The organism is Stakelama portus, from assembly GCF_003171655.1.
GTDB classification, from domain to species: domain Bacteria; phylum Pseudomonadota; class Alphaproteobacteria; order Sphingomonadales; family Sphingomonadaceae; genus Sphingomonas; species Sphingomonas portus.
In genome coordinates this window covers 1,106,509-1,129,383 of sequence record NZ_QFZL01000001.1, presented here as the reverse complement: position 1 = coordinate 1,129,383, position 22,875 = coordinate 1,106,509, and the positions used below count along the sequence as shown (strand labels likewise).

At 62.8% G+C, this 22,875-nt stretch carries 18 protein-coding genes and 1 tRNA gene; 10 read left to right on the top strand and 9 right to left on the bottom strand.

Annotated elements, in window-relative coordinates:
• Positions 1 to 45: 45 nt before the first annotated feature.
• Positions 46 to 1,275, bottom strand: coding sequence for a tyrosine--tRNA ligase (gene tyrS / locus DKB74_RS05285; protein WP_109807144.1), 1,230 nt, complete (start codon positions 1,273 to 1,275; stop codon positions 46 to 48).
• 170 nt (positions 1,276 to 1,445) lie between these two features.
• Here tyrS and DKB74_RS05280 point away from each other — a divergent pair, with 170 nt between their 5' ends.
• The 3 genes from DKB74_RS05280 to DKB74_RS05270 all read left to right on the top strand — a co-directional run bounded on the left by DKB74_RS05280 (position 1,446) and on the right by DKB74_RS05270 (position 4,134).
• On the top strand, positions 1,446 to 2,849 hold the full coding sequence (locus DKB74_RS05280) for an NAD(P)H-dependent flavin oxidoreductase (RefSeq protein WP_109806986.1): 1,404 nt from the start codon (positions 1,446 to 1,448) through the stop codon (positions 2,847 to 2,849).
• A 5-nt stretch (positions 2,850 to 2,854) separates the two neighbouring features.
• Positions 2,855 to 3,544: a glutamine amidotransferase-related protein gene (locus tag DKB74_RS05275; protein ID WP_109806985.1), complete on the top strand. Its 690-nt coding sequence runs from the start codon at positions 2,855 to 2,857 to the stop codon at positions 3,542 to 3,544.
• Positions 3,545 to 3,645: 101 nt separating this feature from the next.
• Positions 3,646 to 4,134, top strand: a complete 489-nt coding sequence (locus DKB74_RS05270; RefSeq protein ID WP_109806984.1) for an SH3 domain-containing protein — start codon at positions 3,646 to 3,648, stop codon at positions 4,132 to 4,134.
• Between the two features lie 507 nt (positions 4,135 to 4,641).
• On the opposite strand, the gene DKB74_RS19120 is transcribed toward DKB74_RS05270, so the two are convergent.
• A complete protein-coding gene (locus DKB74_RS19120; RefSeq protein WP_420822398.1) occupies positions 4,642 to 4,956 on the bottom strand; it encodes a HEPN domain-containing protein in 315 nt (104 codons plus the stop codon).
• A 283-nt stretch (positions 4,957 to 5,239) separates the two neighbouring features.
• The gene (locus DKB74_RS05260; protein ID WP_109806982.1) at positions 5,240 to 6,427 is read right to left on the bottom strand and encodes an acetyl-CoA C-acyltransferase; all 1,188 of its coding nucleotides are present in this window, start codon (positions 6,425 to 6,427) and stop codon (positions 5,240 to 5,242) included.
• Positions 6,428 to 6,554: 127 nt separating this feature from the next.
• On the opposite strand from DKB74_RS05260, the gene DKB74_RS05255 reads away from it, so the two are divergent.
• The 6 genes from DKB74_RS05255 to DKB74_RS05230 all read left to right on the top strand — a co-directional run bounded on the left by DKB74_RS05255 (position 6,555) and on the right by DKB74_RS05230 (position 16,303).
• Entirely contained in the window at positions 6,555 to 6,806 is a 252-nt protein-coding gene (locus DKB74_RS05255; RefSeq protein ID WP_193504362.1) for a hypothetical protein, read from the top strand.
• Positions 6,799 to 7,584 carry a prepilin peptidase gene (locus tag DKB74_RS05250; protein WP_109806981.1) on the top strand — a complete coding sequence of 262 codons (786 nt, stop codon included), beginning with the start codon at positions 6,799 to 6,801 and terminating at the stop codon, positions 7,582 to 7,584. Before DKB74_RS05255 ends, DKB74_RS05250 begins: the two co-directional genes overlap by 8 nt.
• Before the next feature lie 208 nt (positions 7,585 to 7,792).
• The gene (locus DKB74_RS05245; protein ID WP_109807142.1) at positions 7,793 to 8,248 is read left to right on the top strand and encodes a MarR family winged helix-turn-helix transcriptional regulator; all 456 of its coding nucleotides are present in this window, start codon (positions 7,793 to 7,795) and stop codon (positions 8,246 to 8,248) included.
• Between the two features lie 158 nt (positions 8,249 to 8,406).
• Positions 8,407 to 10,524: an autotransporter assembly complex protein TamA gene (locus DKB74_RS05240; RefSeq protein ID WP_109806980.1), complete on the top strand. Its 2,118-nt coding sequence runs from the start codon at positions 8,407 to 8,409 to the stop codon at positions 10,522 to 10,524.
• The gene (locus tag DKB74_RS05235) at positions 10,524 to 14,780 is read left to right on the top strand and encodes a translocation/assembly module TamB domain-containing protein (RefSeq protein ID WP_109806979.1); all 4,257 of its coding nucleotides are present in this window, start codon (positions 10,524 to 10,526) and stop codon (positions 14,778 to 14,780) included. Before DKB74_RS05240 ends, DKB74_RS05235 begins: the two co-directional genes overlap by 1 nt.
• A gap of 53 nt (positions 14,781 to 14,833) precedes the next feature.
• Positions 14,834 to 16,303: a flavin-containing monooxygenase gene (locus DKB74_RS05230; RefSeq protein ID WP_109806978.1), complete on the top strand. Its 1,470-nt coding sequence runs from the start codon at positions 14,834 to 14,836 to the stop codon at positions 16,301 to 16,303.
• Between the two features lie 5 nt (positions 16,304 to 16,308).
• On the opposite strand, the gene DKB74_RS05225 is transcribed toward DKB74_RS05230, so the two are convergent.
• The 3 genes from DKB74_RS05225 to hppD all read right to left on the bottom strand — a co-directional run bounded on the left by DKB74_RS05225 (position 16,309) and on the right by hppD (position 19,117).
• Positions 16,309 to 16,665 carry a Rieske (2Fe-2S) protein gene (locus DKB74_RS05225; RefSeq protein WP_239987378.1) on the bottom strand — a complete coding sequence of 119 codons (357 nt, stop codon included), beginning with the start codon at positions 16,663 to 16,665 and terminating at the stop codon, positions 16,309 to 16,311.
• Positions 16,666 to 16,711: 46 nt separating this feature from the next.
• Positions 16,712 to 17,989, bottom strand: coding sequence for a homogentisate 1,2-dioxygenase (hmgA, locus tag DKB74_RS05220; RefSeq protein WP_109806976.1), 1,278 nt, complete (start codon positions 17,987 to 17,989; stop codon positions 16,712 to 16,714).
• A 93-nt stretch (positions 17,990 to 18,082) separates the two neighbouring features.
• The gene (gene hppD, locus DKB74_RS05215) at positions 18,083 to 19,117 is read right to left on the bottom strand and encodes a 4-hydroxyphenylpyruvate dioxygenase (RefSeq protein ID WP_109806975.1); all 1,035 of its coding nucleotides are present in this window, start codon (positions 19,115 to 19,117) and stop codon (positions 18,083 to 18,085) included.
• A 332-nt stretch (positions 19,118 to 19,449) separates the two neighbouring features.
• Between hppD and DKB74_RS05210 the strand changes: the two genes are divergently transcribed.
• Positions 19,450 to 20,595 carry a GGDEF domain-containing protein gene (locus DKB74_RS05210; RefSeq protein ID WP_109806974.1) on the top strand — a complete coding sequence of 382 codons (1,146 nt, stop codon included), beginning with the start codon at positions 19,450 to 19,452 and terminating at the stop codon, positions 20,593 to 20,595.
• Between the two features lie 125 nt (positions 20,596 to 20,720).
• On the opposite strand, the gene DKB74_RS05205 is transcribed toward DKB74_RS05210, so the two are convergent.
• From DKB74_RS05205 to recJ, 3 genes are all read right to left on the bottom strand, one after another.
• Positions 20,721 to 20,795 (bottom strand) — tRNA-Glu (locus DKB74_RS05205).
• Positions 20,796 to 20,840: 45 nt separating this feature from the next.
• Positions 20,841 to 21,104, bottom strand: a complete 264-nt coding sequence (locus DKB74_RS05200) for a hypothetical protein (protein ID WP_145960904.1) — start codon at positions 21,102 to 21,104, stop codon at positions 20,841 to 20,843.
• A complete protein-coding gene (recJ, locus tag DKB74_RS05195; protein ID WP_109806972.1) occupies positions 21,092 to 22,855 on the bottom strand; it encodes a single-stranded-DNA-specific exonuclease RecJ in 1,764 nt (587 codons plus the stop codon). The genes DKB74_RS05200 and recJ overlap by 13 nt, the downstream gene beginning before the upstream one ends.
• Between the last annotated feature and the right edge of the window lie 20 nt (positions 22,856 to 22,875).

The window sequence follows — 22,875 nt, the reverse complement described above, 5'->3', positions numbered from 1 at the left end:
AGCACGGGTGTGAATGGGTATAGAATAAAGCTGATTAACAGTGGTTTATTGCTGGGGGATCAGGAGCCCATGATGTTTCTTCCCGGCCGAAACGCGGACGGGTTGATCCGATATGGCGACCGAGACGTTTTCATCAGCAACCTTTTCGCCGTCGATGCGGGCGCCACCCTGCTTGATCAGCCGACGCGCTTCGCCTTTCGAAGCACTCAGGCCCAGGCCGACCAGCGCATCGACGATGCCGATCGCGCCGGTGACTGCCATGCTGGGCAGGGATTCGCCGGCTGCGCCTTCTTCAAAGGTCTTGCGCGCGGTTTCCGCAGCCGCCTGCGCGGCGTCGCGGCCACGGCACAGCGCCGTGGCTTCGTCGGCCAGCACTTTCTTGGCCTCGTTGATCTCGGCGCCTTCCAGCGCTTCAAGCCGGGCGATTTCCTCGAGCGGCAGATCGGTGAACAGGCGCAGAAACTTGCCGACATCGCGATCGTCGGTGTTCCGCCAGAACTGCCAATAATCATAATGCGACAATTGTGCTTCGTTGAGCCAGATCGCGCCGTTGACCGACTTGCCCATCTTCGACCCGTCGGCTTTGGTGATCAGCGGCGTGGTGATGCCATAGAGCTCGGTCCCGTCGATGCGGCGGGTCAGTTCGATACCGTTGACGATATTGCCCCACTGATCCGATCCGCCCATCTGGAGCCGGCAGCCGACGCGGCGCGAAAGCTCCAGAAAATCATATGCCTGGAGGATCATGTAATTGAATTCGAGGAAGGTCAGCGGCTGTTCGCGATCGAGCCGCAGCTTGACCGAATCGAAGGTCAGCATCCGGTTGATCGTGAAATGCCGACCCACATCGCGCAGGAACGGGATATATTCCAGACGGTCGAGCCAGTCGGCATTATTGACCATCACGGCATCGGTCGGGCCGTCGCCAAAGGTCAGAAACCGTTCGAACGCGTTGCGGATCGAGGCGATGTTGGACGCAATCCCGTCTTCGTCGAGCAGCTTGCGCACTTCGTCCTTGCCCGAAGGATCGCCGACCTTGGTCGTGCCGCCGCCCATCACCACGATCGGCTTGTGCCCCGCCTGTTGCAGGCGACGCAGCAGCATGATCGAAACGAGGTTGCCGACATGGAGCGACGATGCCGTAGCGTCGAACCCGATATAGCCGGGCACGACCTGTTTGCCCGCGAGCGCGTCGAGCGCATCGGCGTCGGTGAGCTGATGGATGTAACCGCGCTCGCTGAGGAGCCGGAGCAGATCGGACTTATATTGGGTCATGGCGCGGGCGCGATTAGCACAGTTTTCGCGTACGTCATCAGCCGCAATTGACGCGGCGCGCAGAAGCTGTTCTGCCGCGTGCGTCATTCGGGTGCAGTGCGGGGCCGGAAATTTGCTCGCGTCGTGGCGACGGAGCGTCTAGTATCGCCGCGAAATTTTTGGAGGTTTGTTTGTTCAAGGGTCTATCGCCCATTCAGTATCACGGCCGCGAAGTCTGGCCGTTGATCGAGGGCGGCAAGGGCGTCGCCGCCACCAATCATGCCAGCGCGGGCGCATGGGCCGCTGCAGGCGGCATCGGGACGGTTTCCGCAGTCAATGCCGACAGCTATGATGCCGATGGCAAGATCGTGCCGCAGGTTTACAAGGCACTCACGCGCCGCGAACGGCATGAGGAGCTGATCGCCTATGCCATTGAAGGCGCGGTCCAGCAGGTGCAGCGCGCCTGGGAAATCGCCAGCGGCAAGGGCGCGATCAACATCAATGTGCTGTGGGAAATGGGCGGCGCGCAACGCGTGCTGCACGGCGTTCTCGAACGGACCAAGGGGCTGGTTTCGGGCGTCACCTGCGGCGCGGGCATGCCGTACAAGCTGAGCGAGATCGCATCGCATTACGGCGTTTCCTATCTGCCGATCGTCAGCTCGGCGCGTGCGTTTCGCGCGCTGTGGAAACGCGCCTATAGCAAGGCGCAGGAGCTGCTGGCGGCAGTGGTCTATGAAGACCCCTGGCTCGCGGGGGGACATAACGGCCTTTCCAACGCGGAAAATCCGCTGGAGCCGCAAGACCCCTATCCGCGGGTAAAGGCGCTGCGCGAAACGATGCGCGAGGGCGGATTGCCCGACAGCGTGCCGATCGTGATGGCCGGTGGCGTCTGGTATCTGCGCGACTGGAACAACTGGATCGACAATCCCGAACTGGGCACGATCGCATTCCAGTTCGGCACGCGTCCGCTGCTGACCAAGGAAAGCCCGATTCCCGAACAGTGGAAGGCGAAGCTGATGACGCTGGAGGAGGGCGACGTCCTGCTCCATCGTTTCTCGCCGACCGGCTTTTATTCCTCGGCGGTGCGCAATCCGTTCCTGCGCGAACTCGAAGCGCGTTCGGAACGCCAGATCCCCTATTCGACCGAGGAAGCGGGCGACCACACCTTCCAGCTCGACGTGGGGGTGAAGGGCAAGAATTTCTGGGTGACGCGCAATGACCTGTTGCGCGCCCGCGAATGGTTCGGCCGCGGCTATACCAGTGCGCTCAAGACGCCCGACAACACGCTGGTGTTCGTCGGGGAACAGGAAAAGGCAGTGATCCGTAAGGATCAGGCCGATTGCATGGGCTGCCTCAGCCAGTGCCAGTTCTCGTCCTGGGCGGACACCGAAACCAATTCGACCGGCCGCCTGGCCGATCCGCGCAGCTTCTGCATTCAAAAGACGCTTCAGGAAATCGCCCATGGCGGCGAAGTCGATCAGAATCTGATGTTCGCGGGCCATTCGGCGTTCAATTTCAAGAAGGACCCGTTCTACTCGAACGGCTTCGTTCCGTCGGTGAAACAGCTCGTCGATCGCATCCTGACCGGCGACTGATCGCCATGAAGCGGTGTGTGGTCGTCGAGCATATCGATTTCGAGCCGCTCGCTGCCTATCGCGCGCCGATCGATCAGGCGGGATATGCGATCGAAAGCGTCGCCGCCGCGGCGCTGACCGGTTTCGACTGGTCGGCGCCCGATCTGCTGGTGCTGATGGGCGGTCCGATGAGCGTGCATGACGGCGATTCCTGCCCATGGATGCCGCCCGAAATCGAAGGAGTCGCCCGGCGCTGCGCTGCCGATCTGCCGACGCTCGGCATTTGTCTGGGCGGGCAGGTGATGGCGCGGGCGATGGGAGCAGAGGTGACTGCGAGCCCGGTGCGTGAGATCGGATTTGCGCCGCTGACGCTGACGCCGGCGGGACAGGCCAGCGCGTTGCGCCATTTTGCCGATACGTCGGTGTTGCACTGGCATGGCGAGACCTTTGCCATTCCGCCCGGAGCCACGCATCTCGCCGCATCGCAAGGCTGCGCCAATCAGGCGTTTTCGCGCGGCAATCTGCTCGGCCTGCAATTTCATGGCGAGATCGGCGAGCTGGCGCAGGTCGAAATCTGGCTCGATCGCGGACGGGACTATGTCGCTGGTGCCGGTGTCGATCCCGATGGCGTGCGCGCCGACATGGCACGGCTGGGAGCGGGCGCCGTCGCCGCCGGATCGGCGGCGATCGCGGAGTGGTTGACGGCGCTCGGCTGATCCGGGCTGCAAACCGGCCATTGTCCCGATATGCGCATCATATCGGGTTGAAGCGCGGCGAGTCGTCACGATAAGAGCCGACAGGGCTCTCAGGGGACAATATGCGAAATTTCGGCTGGTTGGCGGCGTGCGTTTCGGTGCTCGGACTGTTCATGCTCGGTCTCGGCAAGGCCGAGGCGCAGCGGCAGCCGCCTTATTATGCGTCGATCTCCGCATCCGAAGCGCGGATGCGCACCGGGCCGGGCCGCAACTATCCGGCAAGCTGGTTCTATCGGCGTGCGGACCTGCCGATCCGCGTGATCGCCCGGTATCAGGACTGGCGAAAGATCGAGGATCCGGACGGCACCCAGGGATGGATGCAGGTCGGGCTGCTCAGCGACACCAGGACCGGCATGGTGGTGGGCGCGATCGCCGAAATGCGCGCACGCCCGGATTTCAATGCGCATGTGAATTACCGCGCCGAACCCGGCGTTGTCGGCCGGATCAGCAGATGCGCGCGCGGATGGTGCTGGTTCGATGTCCGTGGCCGTGCCGGTTATGTCGAACAAAGCAAGCTCTGGGGCACCGATCCGGGCGAGCAGGTGCAATAGTTTGGAAAAATGTTCTACTGAGTTTTGTTTTGAGCTCTCTGAACGGCATCCATTGCAGCTTGAATTTCATTCCTAACTGCTTTCGACTGTTGGGTGTTTTCGAGAAGCCATTTAGCTATGCTATAGCCGCGCTGAGCCTGTTGCGGGTCTTCGCTTTGAAGTGGTTTGAGGATCTCCCGTAAGAGAACGGGATTCCGTGCCGAGAACCCGCTACGTCCAGGTTCGTGGGGATAGTCATCGGGGGCAAAGGCGCAGTTGTTATTCAACAGCGCCCTTCGACTCGGAGAGTCAGTTTTTCGGATCAGCTTTTCTATCGGCAAAGAGAAATGAAAAGAAAATTCAGGTTGCCTGCATAGAACTTCACGAATGCTAGGTACATCAGCATCACGACTATTGTGACTTATCGGTGAGTCTAACGGTAACGCGAGCCGCCGCACCGTCCACACCATCGAATCTACCATGTGCAGATACCATGGATGTTGTACATATCCATATGTCAAATAGCGATTATCCGCATTGCCGTTCCTGTCTAGCATTTTCAAAAAAATTGCTGGGAGACATATCGTTCCAGTCAGAAATTCTCAGATTTCTCGGCTGTTGCAAATCTTTTGGTAATAGATCATAAGCAATCAATTCAACAGAATTGTATAGTTCGCGAAGATTGTGCCCATAATTCTTTACTGATTGACCATTGAAGAGCAGTATAGCCTTCATGTATTTTTCGAGAGCGTGAACCGAATTCCAAAAAAAGTCAGTTATAAGAGAGTTTTCGAAACACCACCGAGCGGTGATGTAGTTTTCGTCCGCAGTATGGAGAAACATCTCGTGGATGATGCTTCCCTTGTAGGGCAGAAGGTCCTCAGGACGGCTCATAGAGACGTAAATAGGCTAAGCAGGTAGAATATGAATAGGAGGTTGAGGTTTGCCTGAACTGAAGCGCTCGCTTGAAATGTAGGATTTCGCTTGCTCCGCTGCAGCAAGGGCAGCGCCAGAAACCGAAACACGCGCAGTTCGATATTTTCGAACCGCGCGTGTTGGAAATTGCTGTGGGGCGGGGCGTCTCTTTTGTCTCCTTTGGAAACGCCGGTATACAAATCGGAGTGATTCAGGCTAGCAATTCCACCGCCACTGCCGTTGCTTCGCCGCCGCCGATGCAGAGCGATGCCATTCCGCGCTTCTGATCCTTGGCCTGCATCGCCGAAAGCAAAGTCGCCATGATACGCGCGCCGCTCGCCCCGATCGGGTGGCCCAGCGCACAGGCGCCGCCATTCACATTCAGAATGTCGTGCGGGATGCCCAGATCGCGCATCGCGATCATTGCCACGCAGGCAAAGGCTTCGTTGACTTCGAACAGGTCGACATCGCCGACTTCCCATCCGGCCTTTTCGAGCGCCTTGCGCATCGCGAACACCGGCGCGGTGGTGAACAGGGCAGGGGCATGCGCGTGCGCGGCATGCGCCACCACCTTCGCGACCGGGGTCATGCCCAGCTTTTCCGCGACGCTGAGCCGCGTCATCACCAAGGCCGCCGCGCCGTCCGAAATCGACGACGCATTGGCGGCGGTGATCGTGCCGTCCTTTGCAAAGGCAGGCTTCAGCGTGGGAATCTTGTCCGGGCGGCCCTTGGGCGGCTGTTCGTCGGTGGAGACTGTCGTCGACCCCTTGCGGCCCTTGACTTCGACCGGAACGATTTCGCGGTCGAATGCGCCGCTTTGCTGCGCCTTTTGCGCGCGATCGAGCGAGGCGATCGCAAATTCGTCCTGCGCCTCGCGGGTGAACTGATATTGCCGTGCGGTTTCTTCGGCAAAGACGCCCATCGCCTTGCCGGGCTCATACGCATCCTCAAGGCCATCGAGGAACATGTGATCCTTCAGCACGTCATGCCCCATACGGGCGCCGGCGCGATGGCGCTGCGACAGATAGGGGGCGTTGGTCATGCTTTCCATGCCGCCCGCGATCACGACGTCGGCGGAACCGGCGGCGAGCGCGTCGGCCGCCATGATCGCGGCCTGCATCCCCGATCCGCACATCTTGTTGACCGTAGTCGCTTCGATATGTTCGCCAAGGCCGGCGCGGATCGCAGCCTGACGCGCGGGCGCCTGACCCAGGCCGGCCGGCAGGACGCAGCCCATATAGATTTTCTCGATCGCGTCGGCGTTCAGCCCCGCACGTTCCACTGCCGCAGCCACCGCCGCTGCGCCGAGTTCGGTCGCCGTCGCGTCAGCAAGTGCGCCCAGCATGCCACCCATTGGAGTACGGGCAAAGCTGGCAATGACTACGGGATCGGCGGACATGACGGCTCCTTTGTGAATGGCGCGCTCGATCTAGGGCGGCGGCGGCGGCGATGCAAATAACCGGCGCGCATTTGGGAGTGGTGGCGGCGCGCCGAGGCGTGCATGAGAGCGTCAGGGAGCGAGACCGATGGAATTTACCGAAATACTGAAATGGTTTGCTGCCGGCAGCGGAATCATCGCAGCCTTCATGGTCTCGCTCGATTTCGGAAGGCGCGTGACCGGCTGGGGGTTCGTGCTGTTCGTGGCGTCGAGCATCGCGTGGATCACCGGTGCGCTGCTTTCCGACGATGAGCCTTTATTGTCGCAGAATCTGGTGCTGTTCGCGATCAACATCTTCGGCGTCTATCGCTATCTGATCCGGAAAAAGCCGAATGGCTGACTGGGCATGGCCGTTGGTGCTGGGTGTGCTGGGGCTGGTGTTCGGCAGTTTCATCGCCACCGTCGCGATTCGCTGGCCGCGCGGGCTTTCGCCGCTGCGGGGGCGATCGCGCTGCGACGGCTGTGGACGCACGCTGCGTGCCGCCGAACTGGTGCCGGTGCTGAGCTTTGCGATCGGCAGGGGGCGCTGTGGCAGTTGCCGCAAGCCGATCGCGCCGATCCATCTGGCGATAGAGATTGCCGGTTGCGCGGTCGGAGTGATTGCAGGGCTTGTGGCGCCGGGGCTGAGCGGCGCGCTGGGCGCGGTTTTCGGATGGCTGCTGCTCATGCTTGCGGCGCTCGATCTGGTTGCATTCTGGTTGCCCGACCTGATGACGCTGACTCTGGCCGGAGCGGGTATCGTCGCAGCGGCTATCCTTCCCGAACCGCCGCTTGCCGACCGGGTTATCGGCGGGATCGTCGGATTTGCTGTGCTGTGGCTGGTCCGCACCGGCTATCGGTGGCTGCGCGGGCGCGAGGGGCTGGGCGGGGGCGATCCCAAGATGTTCGGCGCGATCGGCCTGTGGCTCGGATGGCAACAGCTTCCGCTCACGCTGCTCGCGGCGACGCTGATCGGCCTCGCGGTGGTGCTGGCGATGTGGCTTGATGGCAAGCGGGTCGCGATGGAAGCGAAACTGCCGTTCGGCGTGTTGCTCGCCGCCGGTGCCTTCACCGTGTGGACGGCGCATGCGGCGCTGCCGCTGCCCCAGGTGACGGTGGAACCGCTCAATATCGGCTGAGCCACGCGGCGAGGTCAAAAAAAAGGCCGCCCGAAGGCGGCCATGAAAGTCTTAGGAGAGGATGCCTGAAAGGCAGGTTCTTTGTGCAGCGCAGCAGAGTTTTTTGCAATTGCGAAAAGCAGCGCCTCAGTTGCAAATATTGCAACAGTCAAGTGCAATCCGCACAGTGGGAACCACGAACCTGACTGGCGTAGTTTCGGAAGGACAGATGGTCGCGACGCTCAAACTCGATGATTTCCTGCCCTATCGGCTGTCGATCGCTTCGAACCGCGCATCGAATGCGATTTCCACTGCCTATCAGGCGCTGTTCGGGCTTCGTATTCCCGAATGGCGGCTGGTTGCGGTGCTGGCCGAAGGCGGCGCGATGAGCCAGCTGGCGCTCGGTCGGGCGACGCAGATGGACAAGGTGATGGTCAGCCGGGCGGCGATCGCGCTGGTCGACCGGGGGCTGGTGGAACGCGCACCCAATCCGCACGACCAGCGTTCGCATCTGCTGAGCCTCTCGCCGGCCGGACGTGCGCTATATGATCAGGTGGCGCCCAAGGCGCTGGAACTGGAACAGCGTATCTTTGCCGATATTGACCCCGGCGAACGCGCGTTGCTGATGGACATGCTCGCGCGGATCGAAGCGGCGGCGGCAGCGCTCGAAGAGCAGAAGGAATAGTCGCCGCGATACCGCCGATGCAGATTTTACGTTGTTTCTTCGCTAGGTGGAGCGAATCGACATTTCAGTCGTTACGGATTTGGTGAGGGCCGAGACAGAAATGCGGCTCCGGAGGAGACGCATTGGGGATCAGGGTTGGATCGGTCTGGGCCGCAGCCATGGCTGGAGCGGCCTTTCTGCCGCAGGCTGCGATGGCGCAGGACCGTCCGGACGATGCGCCGCCGTTGCAGGTGCCGTCGCGTCAGGACGCATCCGGTCAGGATGCCGGACAGCAGGATCAGACCCCGATCATCGATGAAACGCAGTTCGAGGAATCGCTGCCGACCATCAGCGACGACATGGATGCGCCGCTGACGCCGATCGAACGTACCGATCCCATTGCGCCGCCGGGCGAGCCGGTGGTCGAGGATGACGATACGCTGCCCGAAGCGGCGGCGGAAAATCCGGAATTCGTCGAGCCGCTCACGCCGCTGGCCGAGTTTCAGGTCGATCCCGAATCCGCAGTCGAAACCGCGTCGAGCAACGAGAATGTGACGATCCAATACGACACCCGTATCGAAGGATTCGGCAAGACAGGACTGGAAGGCACGTTCCGCGACCTGTCGGCACTCGAGGATGGCGACGGCAAGGCCGCCAATGCGGCAATGGTCGCCGCGCGGGCCGATGAGGATGAAAAGCTGGCGGTCCGGCTGCTGCAATCGGTCGGCTATTATGACGGTACGGCGGTCGCCACGATCGAACAGACGCCGCCCAATTCGGGCAGGCTGACGGTCGTCCTCAATATCGAACCGGGCGAGCTCTACACGCTCGGATCGGTCAGGATCGACAGCGACCCGACCGATCCCGCCGGGCTGATCGACAAGGCATTGCCGCTCAAGGTCGGCGACCCGATCGACGCGGTGCGGGTGCAGGCGGCGGAGGCCAATGTCAGCCTGCGCCTGCCGCAACAGGGCTATCCCTTCATCACGTTGCTCGAGCGCGACATCCTGCTCGATTCAACCGATCATACCGGCGCCTACACGCTGCCGATCGATCTTGGCCCGCGCGTGTCGTTCGGCGGATATCGGACCGAGCCAGCGTCCGACGATTCCGAACTGGCGTTCGACACCGATCATATCGCCATCCTTTCGCGTTTCGAGGAAGGGCAGCTCTATGACAGCCGCAAGGTCGACGATCTTCGCCAGGCGCTGATTTCCACCGGGCTGTTCGCGACGGTGTCGGTGGAGCCGGTACGCACTGGCGAAGTGGCGCCCGACGGCACCGAGAAGGTCGATCTGCTGGTACGCCAGGATGCCGGGCCGCCGCGCACGCTGGCCGTCGAAGGCGGCTATGCCACCGGACAGGGCATTCGCGTCGAGGGCAGCTGGACGCATCGCAATCTCTTTCCCCCCGAAGGCGCGCTGATCATTGCAGGCGTCGGCGGCACCCAGGAACAGGGATTGTCGGGCACGTTCCGGCGCTCCAATGCGGGGCGTCGCGATCGCACGGTAATGCTGAAGGCCTCGATCGATCACAGCGACTATCAGGCGTATGAAAGCTTCACCGGCACTCTGTCGGGGCGCATTTCGGTCGAATCGACGCCGATCTGGCAAAAGCGCTGGACCTATTATTACGGCGCCGAGCTCGTCGGATCGAACGAGGACCGATATAATTTCAACACCAATTCGCGCGATCGCGGGACCTGGCTGATCGGTGCGCTGCCTGCGTTTCTCGGCTTCGACACGTCCGACGATTTGCTCAACCCGACACGCGGATTTCGCATCAAGCTCAACCTGAGCCCCGAAACATCGGTTCGTGGCGCCGTGAGCCCCTATGTCCGCGGCATGGTCGAGGGGACGGCCTATTATCCGGTCTCCGACAGTCTGGTGATCGCCGGGCGTGCGCGTGTCGGCAGCATCGCCGGTATCGCACGCAACGACCTGCCTCCGTCGCGGCGCTATTATGCCGGCGGCGGCGGATCGGTGCGCGGCTTTGGCTATCAGGAGCTCGGCCCGCGCGCGCCGGACGGCAAGCCGATCGGCGGACGCAGCTTCAACGAATTCGCGATCGAGGCGCGGTATCGCTTCGGCAATTTCGGAATCGTGCCATTCGTCGATGCCGGTCAGGTGTATGAAAGCAGCTATCCCGGCTTCAGCAATATCCGCTTCGGCGCCGGCATCGGCGGGCGTTTCTACACCAATTTCGGTCCGTTGCGCCTCGATGTGGCGACGCCGATCAATCGCCAGCCCGGGGAATCGCTGATCTCGCTCTATATCTCGATCGGGCAGGCATTTTGATGAGCGACGAACGCACGCCCGAAACTCCGGCCGACGACATCGCGACGACGGGGGAAACGCAGGCCGAACGGATTATCGAACGTCCGCCGCTGGGGCTGCGCATTGCAAAATGGGCGGGTATCGCGCTGGGGTGCGTGGTTGCGCTGATCGGCGCGCTGCTGCTGGTCCTCAATACCCAGTTCGGGCGGAACATCGTCGCCGAGCAGTTGAGCAACTATACCTTGTCGTCGGGCCTCAATGTTCAGGTGGGGCGGATCGACGGGTCGATCTATGGCGCGATGATCCTGCATGACGTGCGCGTCAACGACCAGAAGGGGACGTTCGCGACGTCGCCCCAGATTGCGCTCGACTGGCGGCCGTTCGACCTGTTTTCCAATCATGTCGATATCCGCGAGCTGACCAGCCCGTCGATCCATCTGATGCGAAGCCCGGAGCTGATACCCGGCAAGTCCGATCCCAACGCGCCGCTGTTGCCACAGATCGATATCGATGTGGGGCGGCTCGCGATCGGCCGGCTGGATATCGATCCGGCAGTGACCGGCAGGCGCCATGTCGCCCGGGTCGAAGGATCGCTGCATCTTTCCGACGGGCAGGCAAAGCTGGTCGCCAATGGCGGAACGCTCGCGGCGCCGGGGATGGCGGGCGGCGATCGGGTGACGGTGCGGCTCGACGCGGTACCCGAAGACAACAAGCTCGATCTGGACATGCGCGTCAACGCGCCGATGGGCGGATTGATCGCGGAGCTGGCCAAGCTCGAAGCGCCGCTGACACTCGCGATCGAAGGCGATGGCGACTGGAAGCGCTGGGATGGCCGGGCTGTCGGCACGCTGGGCGAGGGGCAGTTGGCCAATCTCAACCTGCAGGCGCGCGACGGCAGTTTTCATATTCGCGGCATGACCCAGCCGGGCCTTTATCTGAAAGGCCCGGTCGAACGGCTGACCTCGCCACAGCTTGCCGTTGCAATCGATGCAAGCTTTGCCGACCGTATCGCCGATACGCGGATCCAGCTGAAATCCGACGTGCTGGCGTTCCTGGCCCAGGGCAAGCTCGACCTTCGCCGCAATCTGTTCGACGGTTTCCGGGCCGAGGCCCTGTTGCTGAAACCCGGCGCGATTGCGCCCAATCTGGTCGGGCGTTCGGTGCGTGCTGCGGTGGCGCTCGATGGCGCGTTCGCGACGCCGACCGTCGATTACAAGCTGAGCGCCGGTGCGTTGGGTTTCGGCGAAACCTATGCCGAGCAAGTCTATGCCGAAGGGCGCGCCAAGGTTGATGCCGACCGGATCCTGATCCCGGTGAACGCACGGGCGGCGCGCGTGACCGGGCTGAATGCTGCAGTCGGCGGGCTGGTCACCAATCTGACCATGGTCGGCGACATTGCGATCAATGGCGATCAGCTTTTGTCGGACAATCTGCGCCTGAAATCCGATCGCATCGACGCGACCGCGATCATTGCCGCCGATCTGGGCGATGGCCGCTATACCGGCGGGCTCAAGGGGCGCGTCAATGATTATGAGATTGACGGCGTCGGCATCGTCAGCGTTTCGACCGATGCCGAACTCTATCCCGGGCCCAATGGCGGTTGGGGCATTCGCGGCCATATCGCCGGCACGACGAAGCGGATTTTCAACGATGGCGCGCGCAATTTCCTGGGTGGCAACGCCGTGGCGTCGGTTCGGCTGGGCTATGATCCCGAAGGCGTCATCACCTTCAGTAATCTGAAGGTCCGCGCGCCGCAATTCCGCGTGACATCGGGTTCGGGCCGCTATGATCCCAAAGGTGCGTTGCTGGTCAATGCCGATGCCTATTCCGAGCAATATGGGCCGTTGCAGGCGCGCGTGACGGGGTCGCTCACCAATCCCGAAATGCTGTTGCGGGCGCCGCGTCCGGGGCTGGGTGTCGGGCTGACCGATCTGGTCGCGCGGGTGCGCGGCGACAATGGCCGATATGCCGTTCAGGCGACCGGAGGCACCGATTACGGTCCGTTCAGCGCCGACGTCCTGGTCGCCACCGGCAATGCGCTGACGGTGGATGTACGAAAGGCGCTGTTCGCCGGCGTCGAAATTCGCGGGCGGCTCAACCAGACGCCGGCCGGACCCTTTGCCGGGCAGCTCGATTTCGCCGGTTCCGGGGTTTCGGGCAATGCGCAGCTGGCAGCGGTCGGCGGCGATCAGCAGGCAGTGATTTCGGCGCGCGCGTCCAATGCGCGTATCCCGGGCGCTCAGGATATGCGGATCGGTCGCGCCATCGTCGATGCCACGATCCTGCTTGCCGATACGCCGCACATCGTGGCCGACGCCCAGCTTGCCAATTTCGAAAATGGCAGCTTCGTCATCACCCGTGCGCGTGCAAAGATCGATTATCGCGGCGGTAACGGGACGGCGCAGCTGGTCGCCAACGGATCGACCGGAGTCGCTTTTGAAGTCGCCGCCAATGCACGGCTGTCGCCACAACAATGGCTGGTCGCGCTGCAGGGGCAGGGGAACGGAATTTCGTTTAAGACCCCCAGCCCGGCGCGGATCGCACTATCCGACGGGAAATATCGGCTTCAGCCGACGCGGATCGAATTCGACAAGGGTTCGGCGCGGATCGCAGGCACCTATGGCGATGGATTGACGGCGCAATTGCGTCTCGACGAACTCGATCTTTCGGTGGCGAATGGCTTTGTCCCGGGGCTGGGCATCGGCGGCACCGCTTCGGGCAGCCTCGATTTCCAGCAGGCGAATCCGGCGGCATTCCCGCTGGCCGATGCGCGGCTCGAAATCTCCAACTTCACGCGGTCGAGCATCGCGACGGTTTCGACACCGGTGAATATCAGTTTCGTGGGCAAGCTGTTGCCCGATGGCGGCGACGGGCGCGCGCTGATCAAGCGGGGCACGACGACGATCGGCCGCGCGATCGTGACGCTCCGCCCGCTTCCGCCGGGATCGGGCAGCTGGCGCGAACGACTGCTGGCCGCGCCGCTTTCGGGGGGACTGCGCTATAACGGTCCCTCGACGGTGCTTTTCTCGCTTGCCGGGCAACCCGGCCAGACATTGAGCGGCCCGATCGGGATCGCCGCCGATTTCTCCGGCCGCGTCCGCTCGCCGCAACTCAACGGCATCGTCCGGGCCAGCAACCTGACCTATGAGAATGAGAATTACGGCACGCGGCTGACCAATATGAAAGTCGAGGGCCGATTCTCGAACGATCAGCTCATCCTCAGCGATGTGTCCGCCCGTGCGGGATCGGGCACGGTCAAGGCAAAGGGCCAGATCGGCCTGTCCGCCGATGCGGGTTTCCCGGTTCAGTTGCGTGCGGAATTCGACAATGCCCAGCTGGCGCGCAGCGATGCGCTGGAGGGCGTCGCGAATGGCTGGATCGAAGTCACCAACGATGCGCGCTCGGCGCTTGTCCGTGGGCGGCTTACGATTCCCGAAGCGCGCTATGAGATCATTCGCCAGGGCTCGGCCCAAGTGGCGGAGCTTCGCGGCGTGCGGCGGTTGCAGCCGGGCAGCGATGACAGTGGCTATCGTCGGCCCGATCGCTCCGGAACGGCGCACCCCATTCGGCTCGATCTCGTGATCAGCGCGGACAATCAGCTCTATGTTTCCGGCATGGGGCTGGATTCGGAATGGTCCGCCCGGATCACGATCGGCGGCACTGCAGCCAATCCCCGGATCGGTGGGTCGGCGCAGGTCGTCGAAGGCCAATATTCCTTCGCAGGGCGCCGGTTCGAGCTCAGCCGTCGCAGCACGGTGAGCTTCGAAGGGGCAGAGCTCGCCAATCCCAGCCTCAATATTACGGCAAGCACGACTGCCGAGGATGTGACTGCGTCGATTCTCATCTCCGGCAATGCGCAGAAGCCCGATATCAGTTTCAGCTCCTCGCCAGCGCTGCCGCAGGACGAAGTGCTCTCGCGACTGTTGTTCGGCAGTTCCGTGACCGACCTGTCGGCAACCGAAGCGATCCAGCTTGCGGCTGCGCTCAATTCGCTGCGCTCGACCGGCGGCGGGCTCAACCCGCTGGGCGAACTGCGCCAGGCGGCGGGGATCGACCGGCTGCGCATCCTGAGCAGCGATGAGGCAAGCGGGCGCGGAACGGCGCTCGCTGCGGGCCAGTACATCACCAACGACATCTATGTCGAAATCATCACCGATGCGCGCGGCTTTACCGCCACGCAGCTGGAAATCGCTCTGACGCGGGCGCTGAGCGTCCTTTCGCAGACCGGATCGTTCGGCGGGTCGAGCGTCAGCCTGCGCTATTCGAAGGATTACTAAGCGCGTTGCGGCAACCTGGCCGGAATGAGATACAGGCCGCCGGAGGGTGGCCGATGGGCGAATTTTTCGACGTTCTGGTGGTGGGAGCGGGTATCTCCGGGATCGGTGCCGGCTATCACCTTCAGGATAAATGCCCGGACCGCAGCTATGCGATCCTCGAAGCGCGCGATTCACCTGGCGGTACCTGGGACTTGTTCCGCTATCCCGGCGTGCGTTCGGACAGCGACATGCACACGCTGGGCTATGCGTTCCATCCATGGCGCGGGGAAAAGGCGATCGCGGATGGCGAATCGATCCTGCAATATCTGAACGATACCGCGCGCAAATTCGGGATCGATAAACATATCCGCACGGGCGAGCGCGTGACGCGCGCCGACTGGTCGACGCAGGAGGCGGTGTGGCGCGTGACGGTGACGCGCAGCGATGGCGGGGAGCGCCAATATTGCTGCCGCTTCCTGTTCCTGTGCACCGGCTATTATCGATACGACCGGGGCTATATGCCGGACTTTGCGGGGCGTGAGGATTTCGCCGGGCGCATCGTCCATCCGCAATTCTGGACCGAAGATATCGACTGGACCGGCAAGCGTGTCATCGTGATCGGCAGCGGCGCGACGGCAGTCACGCTTGTCCCGGCGCTGGCCGAAAAGGCCGCGCATGTGACGATGCTCCAGCGTTCGCCCAGCTATATGGTCGCGCGACCGTCACGCGACGCGGTTTCGAACCGGCTCCATCGGCTGCTACCCGCCAGCGCCGCTTCCGGGCTGGTTCGCTGGAAAAATGTGCTGCTCCAGCAATTCTTCTTCAATCTCGCGCGGCGGCGGCCGGAAAAGGTCAAGCAGCGGCTGATCGCCATGGTGCAGGACGAACTCGGCCCCGAATACGACACCGCCACGCATTTCACGCCGCGCTACAATCCCTGGGACGAGCGGTTGTGTCTGGTATCCGACGCCGATCTGTTTACGGCGATCCGACAGGGCAGGGCGAGCGTCGCCACCGGCACGATCGACTGCTTTACGCGCGAGGGAATACGCCTGACATCGGGCGAGGAACTGCCGGCCGATCTGGTGGTCACGGCGACGGGGCTGGAAATGCAGCTGGCGAGCGGGATGGCGCTCAGCCGCGACGGCGAACCGATCGATCTGTCGCAATCGGTTGCCTATAAGGGGCTGATGTATTCGGATGTGCCGAACCTCGCCTCATCGTTCGGCTATACCAATGCGTCCTGGACGCTGAAGGTCGATCTCAGCTGCGCCTATGTCTGCCGGCTGCTCAACGCGATGAAGGCGCGGGGCATGCGGCAAGTGACGCCCCGCGTCGATGCGCCTGTCGAGGAAACGCCGCTGCTCGATTTTTCGTCGGGCTATATCAAGCGCGGGCTGGGGCAGTTTCCGCGCCAGGGGCATCGCGATCCATGGCGCGTCAATCAGAACTATGTCCGCGATCTGCTGACGCTGCGCTATGGCCGGATCGACCGCGAAATGGTGTTTTCCAATCCTGTCGAAAAGCGCGGCAAAGTCGCCTGAACGGTTCAGGCAGTGACGATATTGCCGTCGCGCACCGTTACCGGCCATGGCTGGAGGTGGGTGCCGCTGCACGGCCCGCCGACGCATTGGCCATCGGCGATGCGAAACAGCGCGCCATGCCAGGAACAGGCGATCAATTTGCGGTCCTGCGTCAGATAGTGGTCCAGCTCCTGCGCCAGCGGCAGGCCCATATGCGGGCACCGGTCGACATAGCCGTGCACCGTATCGCCCTTGCGGACAACGAAGCCGTGAAAGCGGCCAGCCTTCATTTCGAGCACGTAATTGCGCGCGCCACCGTCGGGAACGATTTCCAGCGGGCCCAGATCGACGCCCGACGGCGTGGCGGTCAGGCGCTCGCTCACGCGGGACCGGCGATCGTTCGCAATGGCGGGGCGGCGATGCGGGTGCTCAAGGCAATTGCGCCTTGGGGAAATCCGCCCATGCCTTGTCATAATCGGGTTGCGCGGTGTCGAGGGCATGGCGGGTCGGTCGATAGGGCCAGCAGGTTTCGACCATGAACGCCATGGTGTCTTCGATCTTGTGCGGGGCGAGTTCGGCATTGCTCGCCGCTTCCCAGCTCGGCTTGTCCGGCCCGTGTCCCGCCATCAGATTGTGGAGGCTGAGGCCGCCCGGCACGAACCCGTCCGCCTTGGCATCATAGGCGCCGTGGATCAGGCCCATCGCTTCCGACATCACGTTGCGGTGGAACCAGGGGGGACGGAATGTGTCTTCGGCGACCATCCATCGCGGCGGAAAGATCACGAAATCGGCATTGGCGCGCCCGGGCACGTCGCTGGGCGAGGTCAGCACAGTGAAAATCGACGGATCGGGATGGTCGTAACTGACCGTGCCGATCGTATTGAAGCGCGCAAGATCGTAGCGCCACGGCGCCAGATTGCCGTGCCAGGCGACCACGTCGAGCGGGCTGTGGTCGAGCGTCGTCGTCCACAGCGTACCCAGATATTTCTGGATGAGTTCGAAGGGTTCGTCGCGATCCTCGAACCAGGCGGCGGGCGTTTCGAAATCGCGCGGATTGGCCAGGCCATTGGCACCGATCGGGCCGAGGTCGGGCAGGCGGAAGAGGCTGCCGTGATTTTCGGTGACATAACCGCGCGCCGATCCGTCGGGCAGCAGCGCGCGAAAGCGTACGCCGCGAGGGACCAGCGCGATCTGGCCCGGCGCCACGTCGATCCGGCCAAGCTCGGTCAGCAATGTCACTCGGCCCTGTTGCGGGATGAACAACAGCTCGCCATCGGCATTGACGAACGCGCGGCGATCCATGTCGCGGTTCGCGGCATATAGATGCACCGTCACCCCTTCGAGCGTCGCCGGATCGCAATTGGCGAGCATCGTCACCATCGAATCGATCAGGTCCGTCGCACCTTCAGACGCCGATATCGGCGACCAGCGCAGGCGATTGGGTGTCAGCGGCGTATCCGGAATATCCGCGCCGAACAGCGGCGCGCCGCTGTAGCGCGTGAACGGCGGATGTTCGGCGCTGGGCCGCATGCGATAGAGCCAGCTGCGGCGATTTTCCGCACGCGGCGCCGTGAACGCCGTGCCCGACAGCTGTTCGGCATAGAGGCCGAATGCCGGGCGCTGTGGTGAATTGCGACCATGGGGCAGGGCGCCGGCAACCGCCTCCGTTGCCACATGATTGCCGAATCCGGGGAAATAGTCAGTCACGGCCGCCTCCGCTGTCTCGACGATATTGCGGCCGGGGTGAGCGACGCGAACGCAACTGGCGTGCTCCCCCGGCCTTCCTCTCCAACTCGTCGATCAGGAGTCCACCTTGATCACGCCGCGGCGAATCTGGTCGAGCTCAATCGACTCGAAAAGCGCCTGAAAGTTCCCGTTTCCGAACCCTTCATTGCCCTTGCGCTGAATGATCTCAAAGAAAATCGGGCCGAACATGTTTTCGGTGAAAATCTGCAGGAGGATGCCTTCCTCCTTGTTGCCGTCGATCAGGATACGGTTCTTGCGCAGTCGGGCGAGATCCTCGTCATGCGGACCGACGCGCTTGTCGACCAGCTCATAATAGGTCTCGATCGTATCCTGCAGATTGACGCCGCGCTCGCGCAGCTTCTCAACCGTGTCATAGATATTGTCGGTGGTCAGCGCGAGGTGCTGAATGCCTTCGCCCTGATATTCGCGGAGGAATTCCTCGATCTGGGAATTTTCGTCCTGACTTTCGTTCAGGGGAATGCGGATCGCATTGTCCGGGGCGATCATCGCCTGGCTGAACAGGCCGGTCGCCTTGCCCTTGATGTCGAAATATTTCTGTTCCTCGAACCCGAACAGCGTGCGGTAGAATTCGCTCCACACCCGCATCTGGCCGCGACGGACATTGTGCGTCAGGTGGTCGAGCAGATCGAGCCCGACATTGTTTTCCTTTTCCGCCTGCTGCCAGCCGGGGATCTCTTCCCAATCGGCATAAAGGTCGCTGCCGTCCTGGATGAAATAAAGATAGGAACCACCGATCCCCTGGATGACGGTATCGTCTTCCTCGGTCGCTTCGGCGCCATGTTCCAGCGCCCATTTCAGTGCCTGTTGCGGGTCGTTGACGCGGAACGCCATCGCGCTTGCCGATGCGCCATGCGCCTTGCGGAATTCGGCGACGCGGCCTTCGCTGTCGCGATTGAGCATCAGGTTGATGCGACCCTGCTTATAGCGGGTGACGTCCTTGGTCGGATGGCGGTGGCTGGGGACGAAGCCCATCTGTTCGAACTGGCGCGCCATCGCCTCGGGATCGGGCGACGTGAATTCGACAAATTCGAAGCCGTTCAGGCCAAGGGGATTTTCGGGGCGGGTCATGACACTCTCCTGCATGGCCGCATCATATCGCCACTGCAAAACTAGTGTCAAATGATACTAGTTGGTCGCGATAGAGCGTATTCGGGAAACGAACGCCGCGCGTTCGAAATTCGATCCGGGATATCGCCGGCTCCGTGCGGCAGCGCTGCAGGAAACGCTTAGCTTTTGGAGGCCATAGAGGGACAAACCGATCGCGCGAAAGGCTTGGTTCAACGATTGAATTTGACCTTCGGTGAGGCGGTTGTACGCGATCGCTGACAGACGGCACCTGCGGACCGGCATGTGCCCGACGGATGCCCGGAAAGATCGCTTCAGAACAGGATGACGCAAAAATGGAAGGCGTGGTCGTCAGGCTGACATTGTCGTTGATCGGACCCGGCATCATGCTGGTATTCGGTGCGGCGTTCGCGGGAGCATGGGCCATCGACCGGCGGCGGCCCTATCTCCTGCTCATGGCGCTGACATGCCTGCTGTTCACGCTCGGTGCGGTTTGCCAGATCCTGTACTGGCCGAATTCGACCGGTTTGAACGCCATGTTGTCCGGCGCGCTGTATACGGCGGCAGTGCTGCTCGCCGCGCAGGGCATCCTGTTGCGCTCGGACCGGGCATATCCCTGGGCGCTGTTCCCGGTCATGCTCGCCATATTCCTGATGCTGACGGCCTATTTCTTTTACGTGGACCGCAATCTTCTGGCCCGCGTGTACATTCAGAATTTCGGCTATGGCCTTGTCCTGCTCGCCGCTGCGCTGCGGCTGTGGACTGTCCCGCGCACCCGGCCGGTGGATCGCATCCTGTTCTGGGTGTTGCTGGTCTTCGCGTTGCACTTTTTCCCCAGAACGCTCCTGACGATCGGCTTTTCGGCCCCCGTCGGAGAAAGGGCTTTCGCCAATTCGATCTTCTGGCAGACGTTGCAGCTTTCGCTGGCGGTGCTTGGCGTCAGTCTCGCCCTGGCGATCTTTGCCGCCGCCTTTTCCGACCTTCTCGACGATGCGCGCCACGACCGAACGATCGATGCGCTGACCGGGACCTTGAATCGGCACGGGCTGGAAGAGGCTGTCGCTGCCCGGATGAAGAAGCCCGAGGGACCGACATCGGTGGTGCTGTGCGATGTCGACCATTTCAAGCGCATCAACGATAGCCATGGCCATGACGTCGGCGATGCGGTGTTGAAGGCGATCGGATCGATCCTGCGTGACGCCGCCAGACAAAAGGATCTGATCGGCCGGTTCGGCGGCGAGGAATTCCTTATCCTGTTATCCGATGCCGATCTGAAAAAGGCGACGCAATGCGCCGAACGATTGCGACTGGCCGTGGCCAGCCATGATTTCCCGCTGCTATCCGAATCCGAAAGCGTTACCGCCAGCTTCGGCGTGGCCGAGCGCAGGCCGGGCGAGACCTGGGAAAGTTTGTTCAAACGCGCCGATATCTGCCTCTATGCCGCCAAACACGCAGGTAGAAACCGCATAATTGCGGGATGAGCGGTGCGGCGGCATCGATCCCGCTGCGCCGCGGATGCGCGCGCGGAGGGCGGGCAAGCGCGCCAACGGACGCGAGACAATAGCTGGCGGATTGCGCTTCGCTTCACCGAACCATTTTGAAAGGTTGGTGACCCCTACGGGAATCGAACCCGTGTTTCAGCCGTGAAAGGGCCGCGTCCTAACCGCTAGACGAAGGGGCCATGCCGAAGCGTGGACCGGCCGGTTAGGGAATAGATTCGCTCCGGTCAAGCGCTGCGTTCAAATGCGACCATCCGGCGGCCCGCTCCGCGCGCTTTTTCTACCAGCGCACGCCAGTCCCGGCGAAAACCGGGCAGGGTTTCGAGCTGGCGAATCAGCCGCGACCAGATTTGCGAGCGTTCGTGAAAGAAATAGCGCCGCCCGCGAATCTCGACCTCGCAACAGACGAGTTCGGCTTCGGGGTCGTCGCGGCGATAGAAAGTGACATTGGCGATTTCGGCGAGCGACAACGGCATTCTCAATCGGCCCATGCGGCGTCCTCCACATGTAGTTCGGCGGCGGGGCGGGCACCCCAGTCGTCGATCTTCGCGCGCCCCGCCACCCACAGCTTGCGATAGGGCGGCGCCGACAGCAGCGCCTGACCCAGTTCGCTGTCGGCCTGACGAAAGGCGACGCACTTGATCGAGCGCCCATCATCGCCCGAAACGATTGCACGAACATGACCATTGCCGACGATATCGGCCTTGACGATCCTCACCGGGCCGGCGGCGATGCGCGGGGCGGGCCAGCCCATGCCATAGGGACCGCCTTCCTCCATCGCGTTGACCAGATCGGGATTGATCCCACCGGGGGCGAGGACGGCGTCGAGCAGCAAGGCACGCTCGCCGCGCGCCTTTGCCACGCGATCGGCAAGCTGCTCCTCGAGAAACGCCTCGAATGCGTCGATCGATGATTCGGCCAGTGTGACGCCAGCCGCCATCGCATGGCCGCCGCCCGCCATCAGCAAGCCGCTTTCCTTTGCCGACAAAATGGCCGCGCCCAGATCGACCCCCGCAATGGAACGGCCCGATCCCTTGCCCAGGCCATGTTCGTCGATGGCGATGACGATGGCGGGGCGGCCAAGCTTTTCCTTGATGCGCCCGGCGACGATGCCGATCACGCCGGGGTGCCATCCGCGCGCGGCGACGACGGCGACGGCGCGATTGCCCTTGGTTTCCGACAGCGCCTCCGCCGCGGCCTGTACTTCGGCTTCGATCGCGCGGCGCGCCTCGTTGAGTTCATCAAGCTCGCGCGCGATGGTGCGGGCTTCCTCGGGATCTTCGGTGGTGAGCAGCCGGACGCCGAGATCGGATTTGCCGACGCGCCCGCCCGCATTGATGCGCGGGCCCAGCGCGAAACCCAGATCGCTGCACAGGGGCGCGCGCGTGAGCCGCGATGCCTCGATCAGCGCGTTGAGGCCGATATTGCGCCGCTGCGCCATCACCTTGAGTCCCTGGGCGACAAAGGCGCGGTTCAGGCCGCGCAGCGACGCGACATCGGCGACGGTGCCGAGCGCGACGATATCGAGCAGGTCGAGCAGGCGCGGCTCGGGCCGGCTCTTGAACCAGCCGCGCGTGCGCAATTCGCGGACCAGCGCCGCGCCGAGCAGCCACGCCATGCCGACCGCGGCAAGATGGCCGTGCGCCGCGCCTTCGTCTTCGTCCAGCCGGTTGGGATTGACCAGCGCAAGCGCGAGGGGGAGTTGCGAGGCGCATTTGTGATGATCGACCACGATCACGTCGACACCGGCGTCACGCGCCATTTGCAGCGCTTCGAATGCCTGTGCCCCGCAATCGACCGTAACGATCAGGCTCGCGCCTTCGCCGTGCAGCCGCACGAGCGCTTCGCCCGACGGGCCATAGCCTTCCATCAGCCGGTCGGGGATATAGGGGCGGGCGGTGAGCCCCAGATCGCGCAGCAGGCGGATCAGCAGCGCGGCAGAGGTGGCGCCATCGACGTCATAATCCCCGAAAACGGCTACCGATTCGGCGGCTTCCACTGCATCGGCAAGCCGCGTTGCGGCACGATCCATATCGCGAAAGATCGAAGGGTCGGGCATGAACGCGCGGATGCTGGGCGTACGATGCCGCTCGATATCCTCGCGCGGGCATCCGCGAGTCAGCAGCAACTGGGTGACGAGATCGTCGGGCGCGAAGCCGGGATCGCGGGCATCGGTGGCCAGACCGCGCCAATGCCATGGCTGGCCCAGAATCGAACGCTGGATATTGAGAACGGGAGACATCGCCGCCGGTCTAGCGCCCC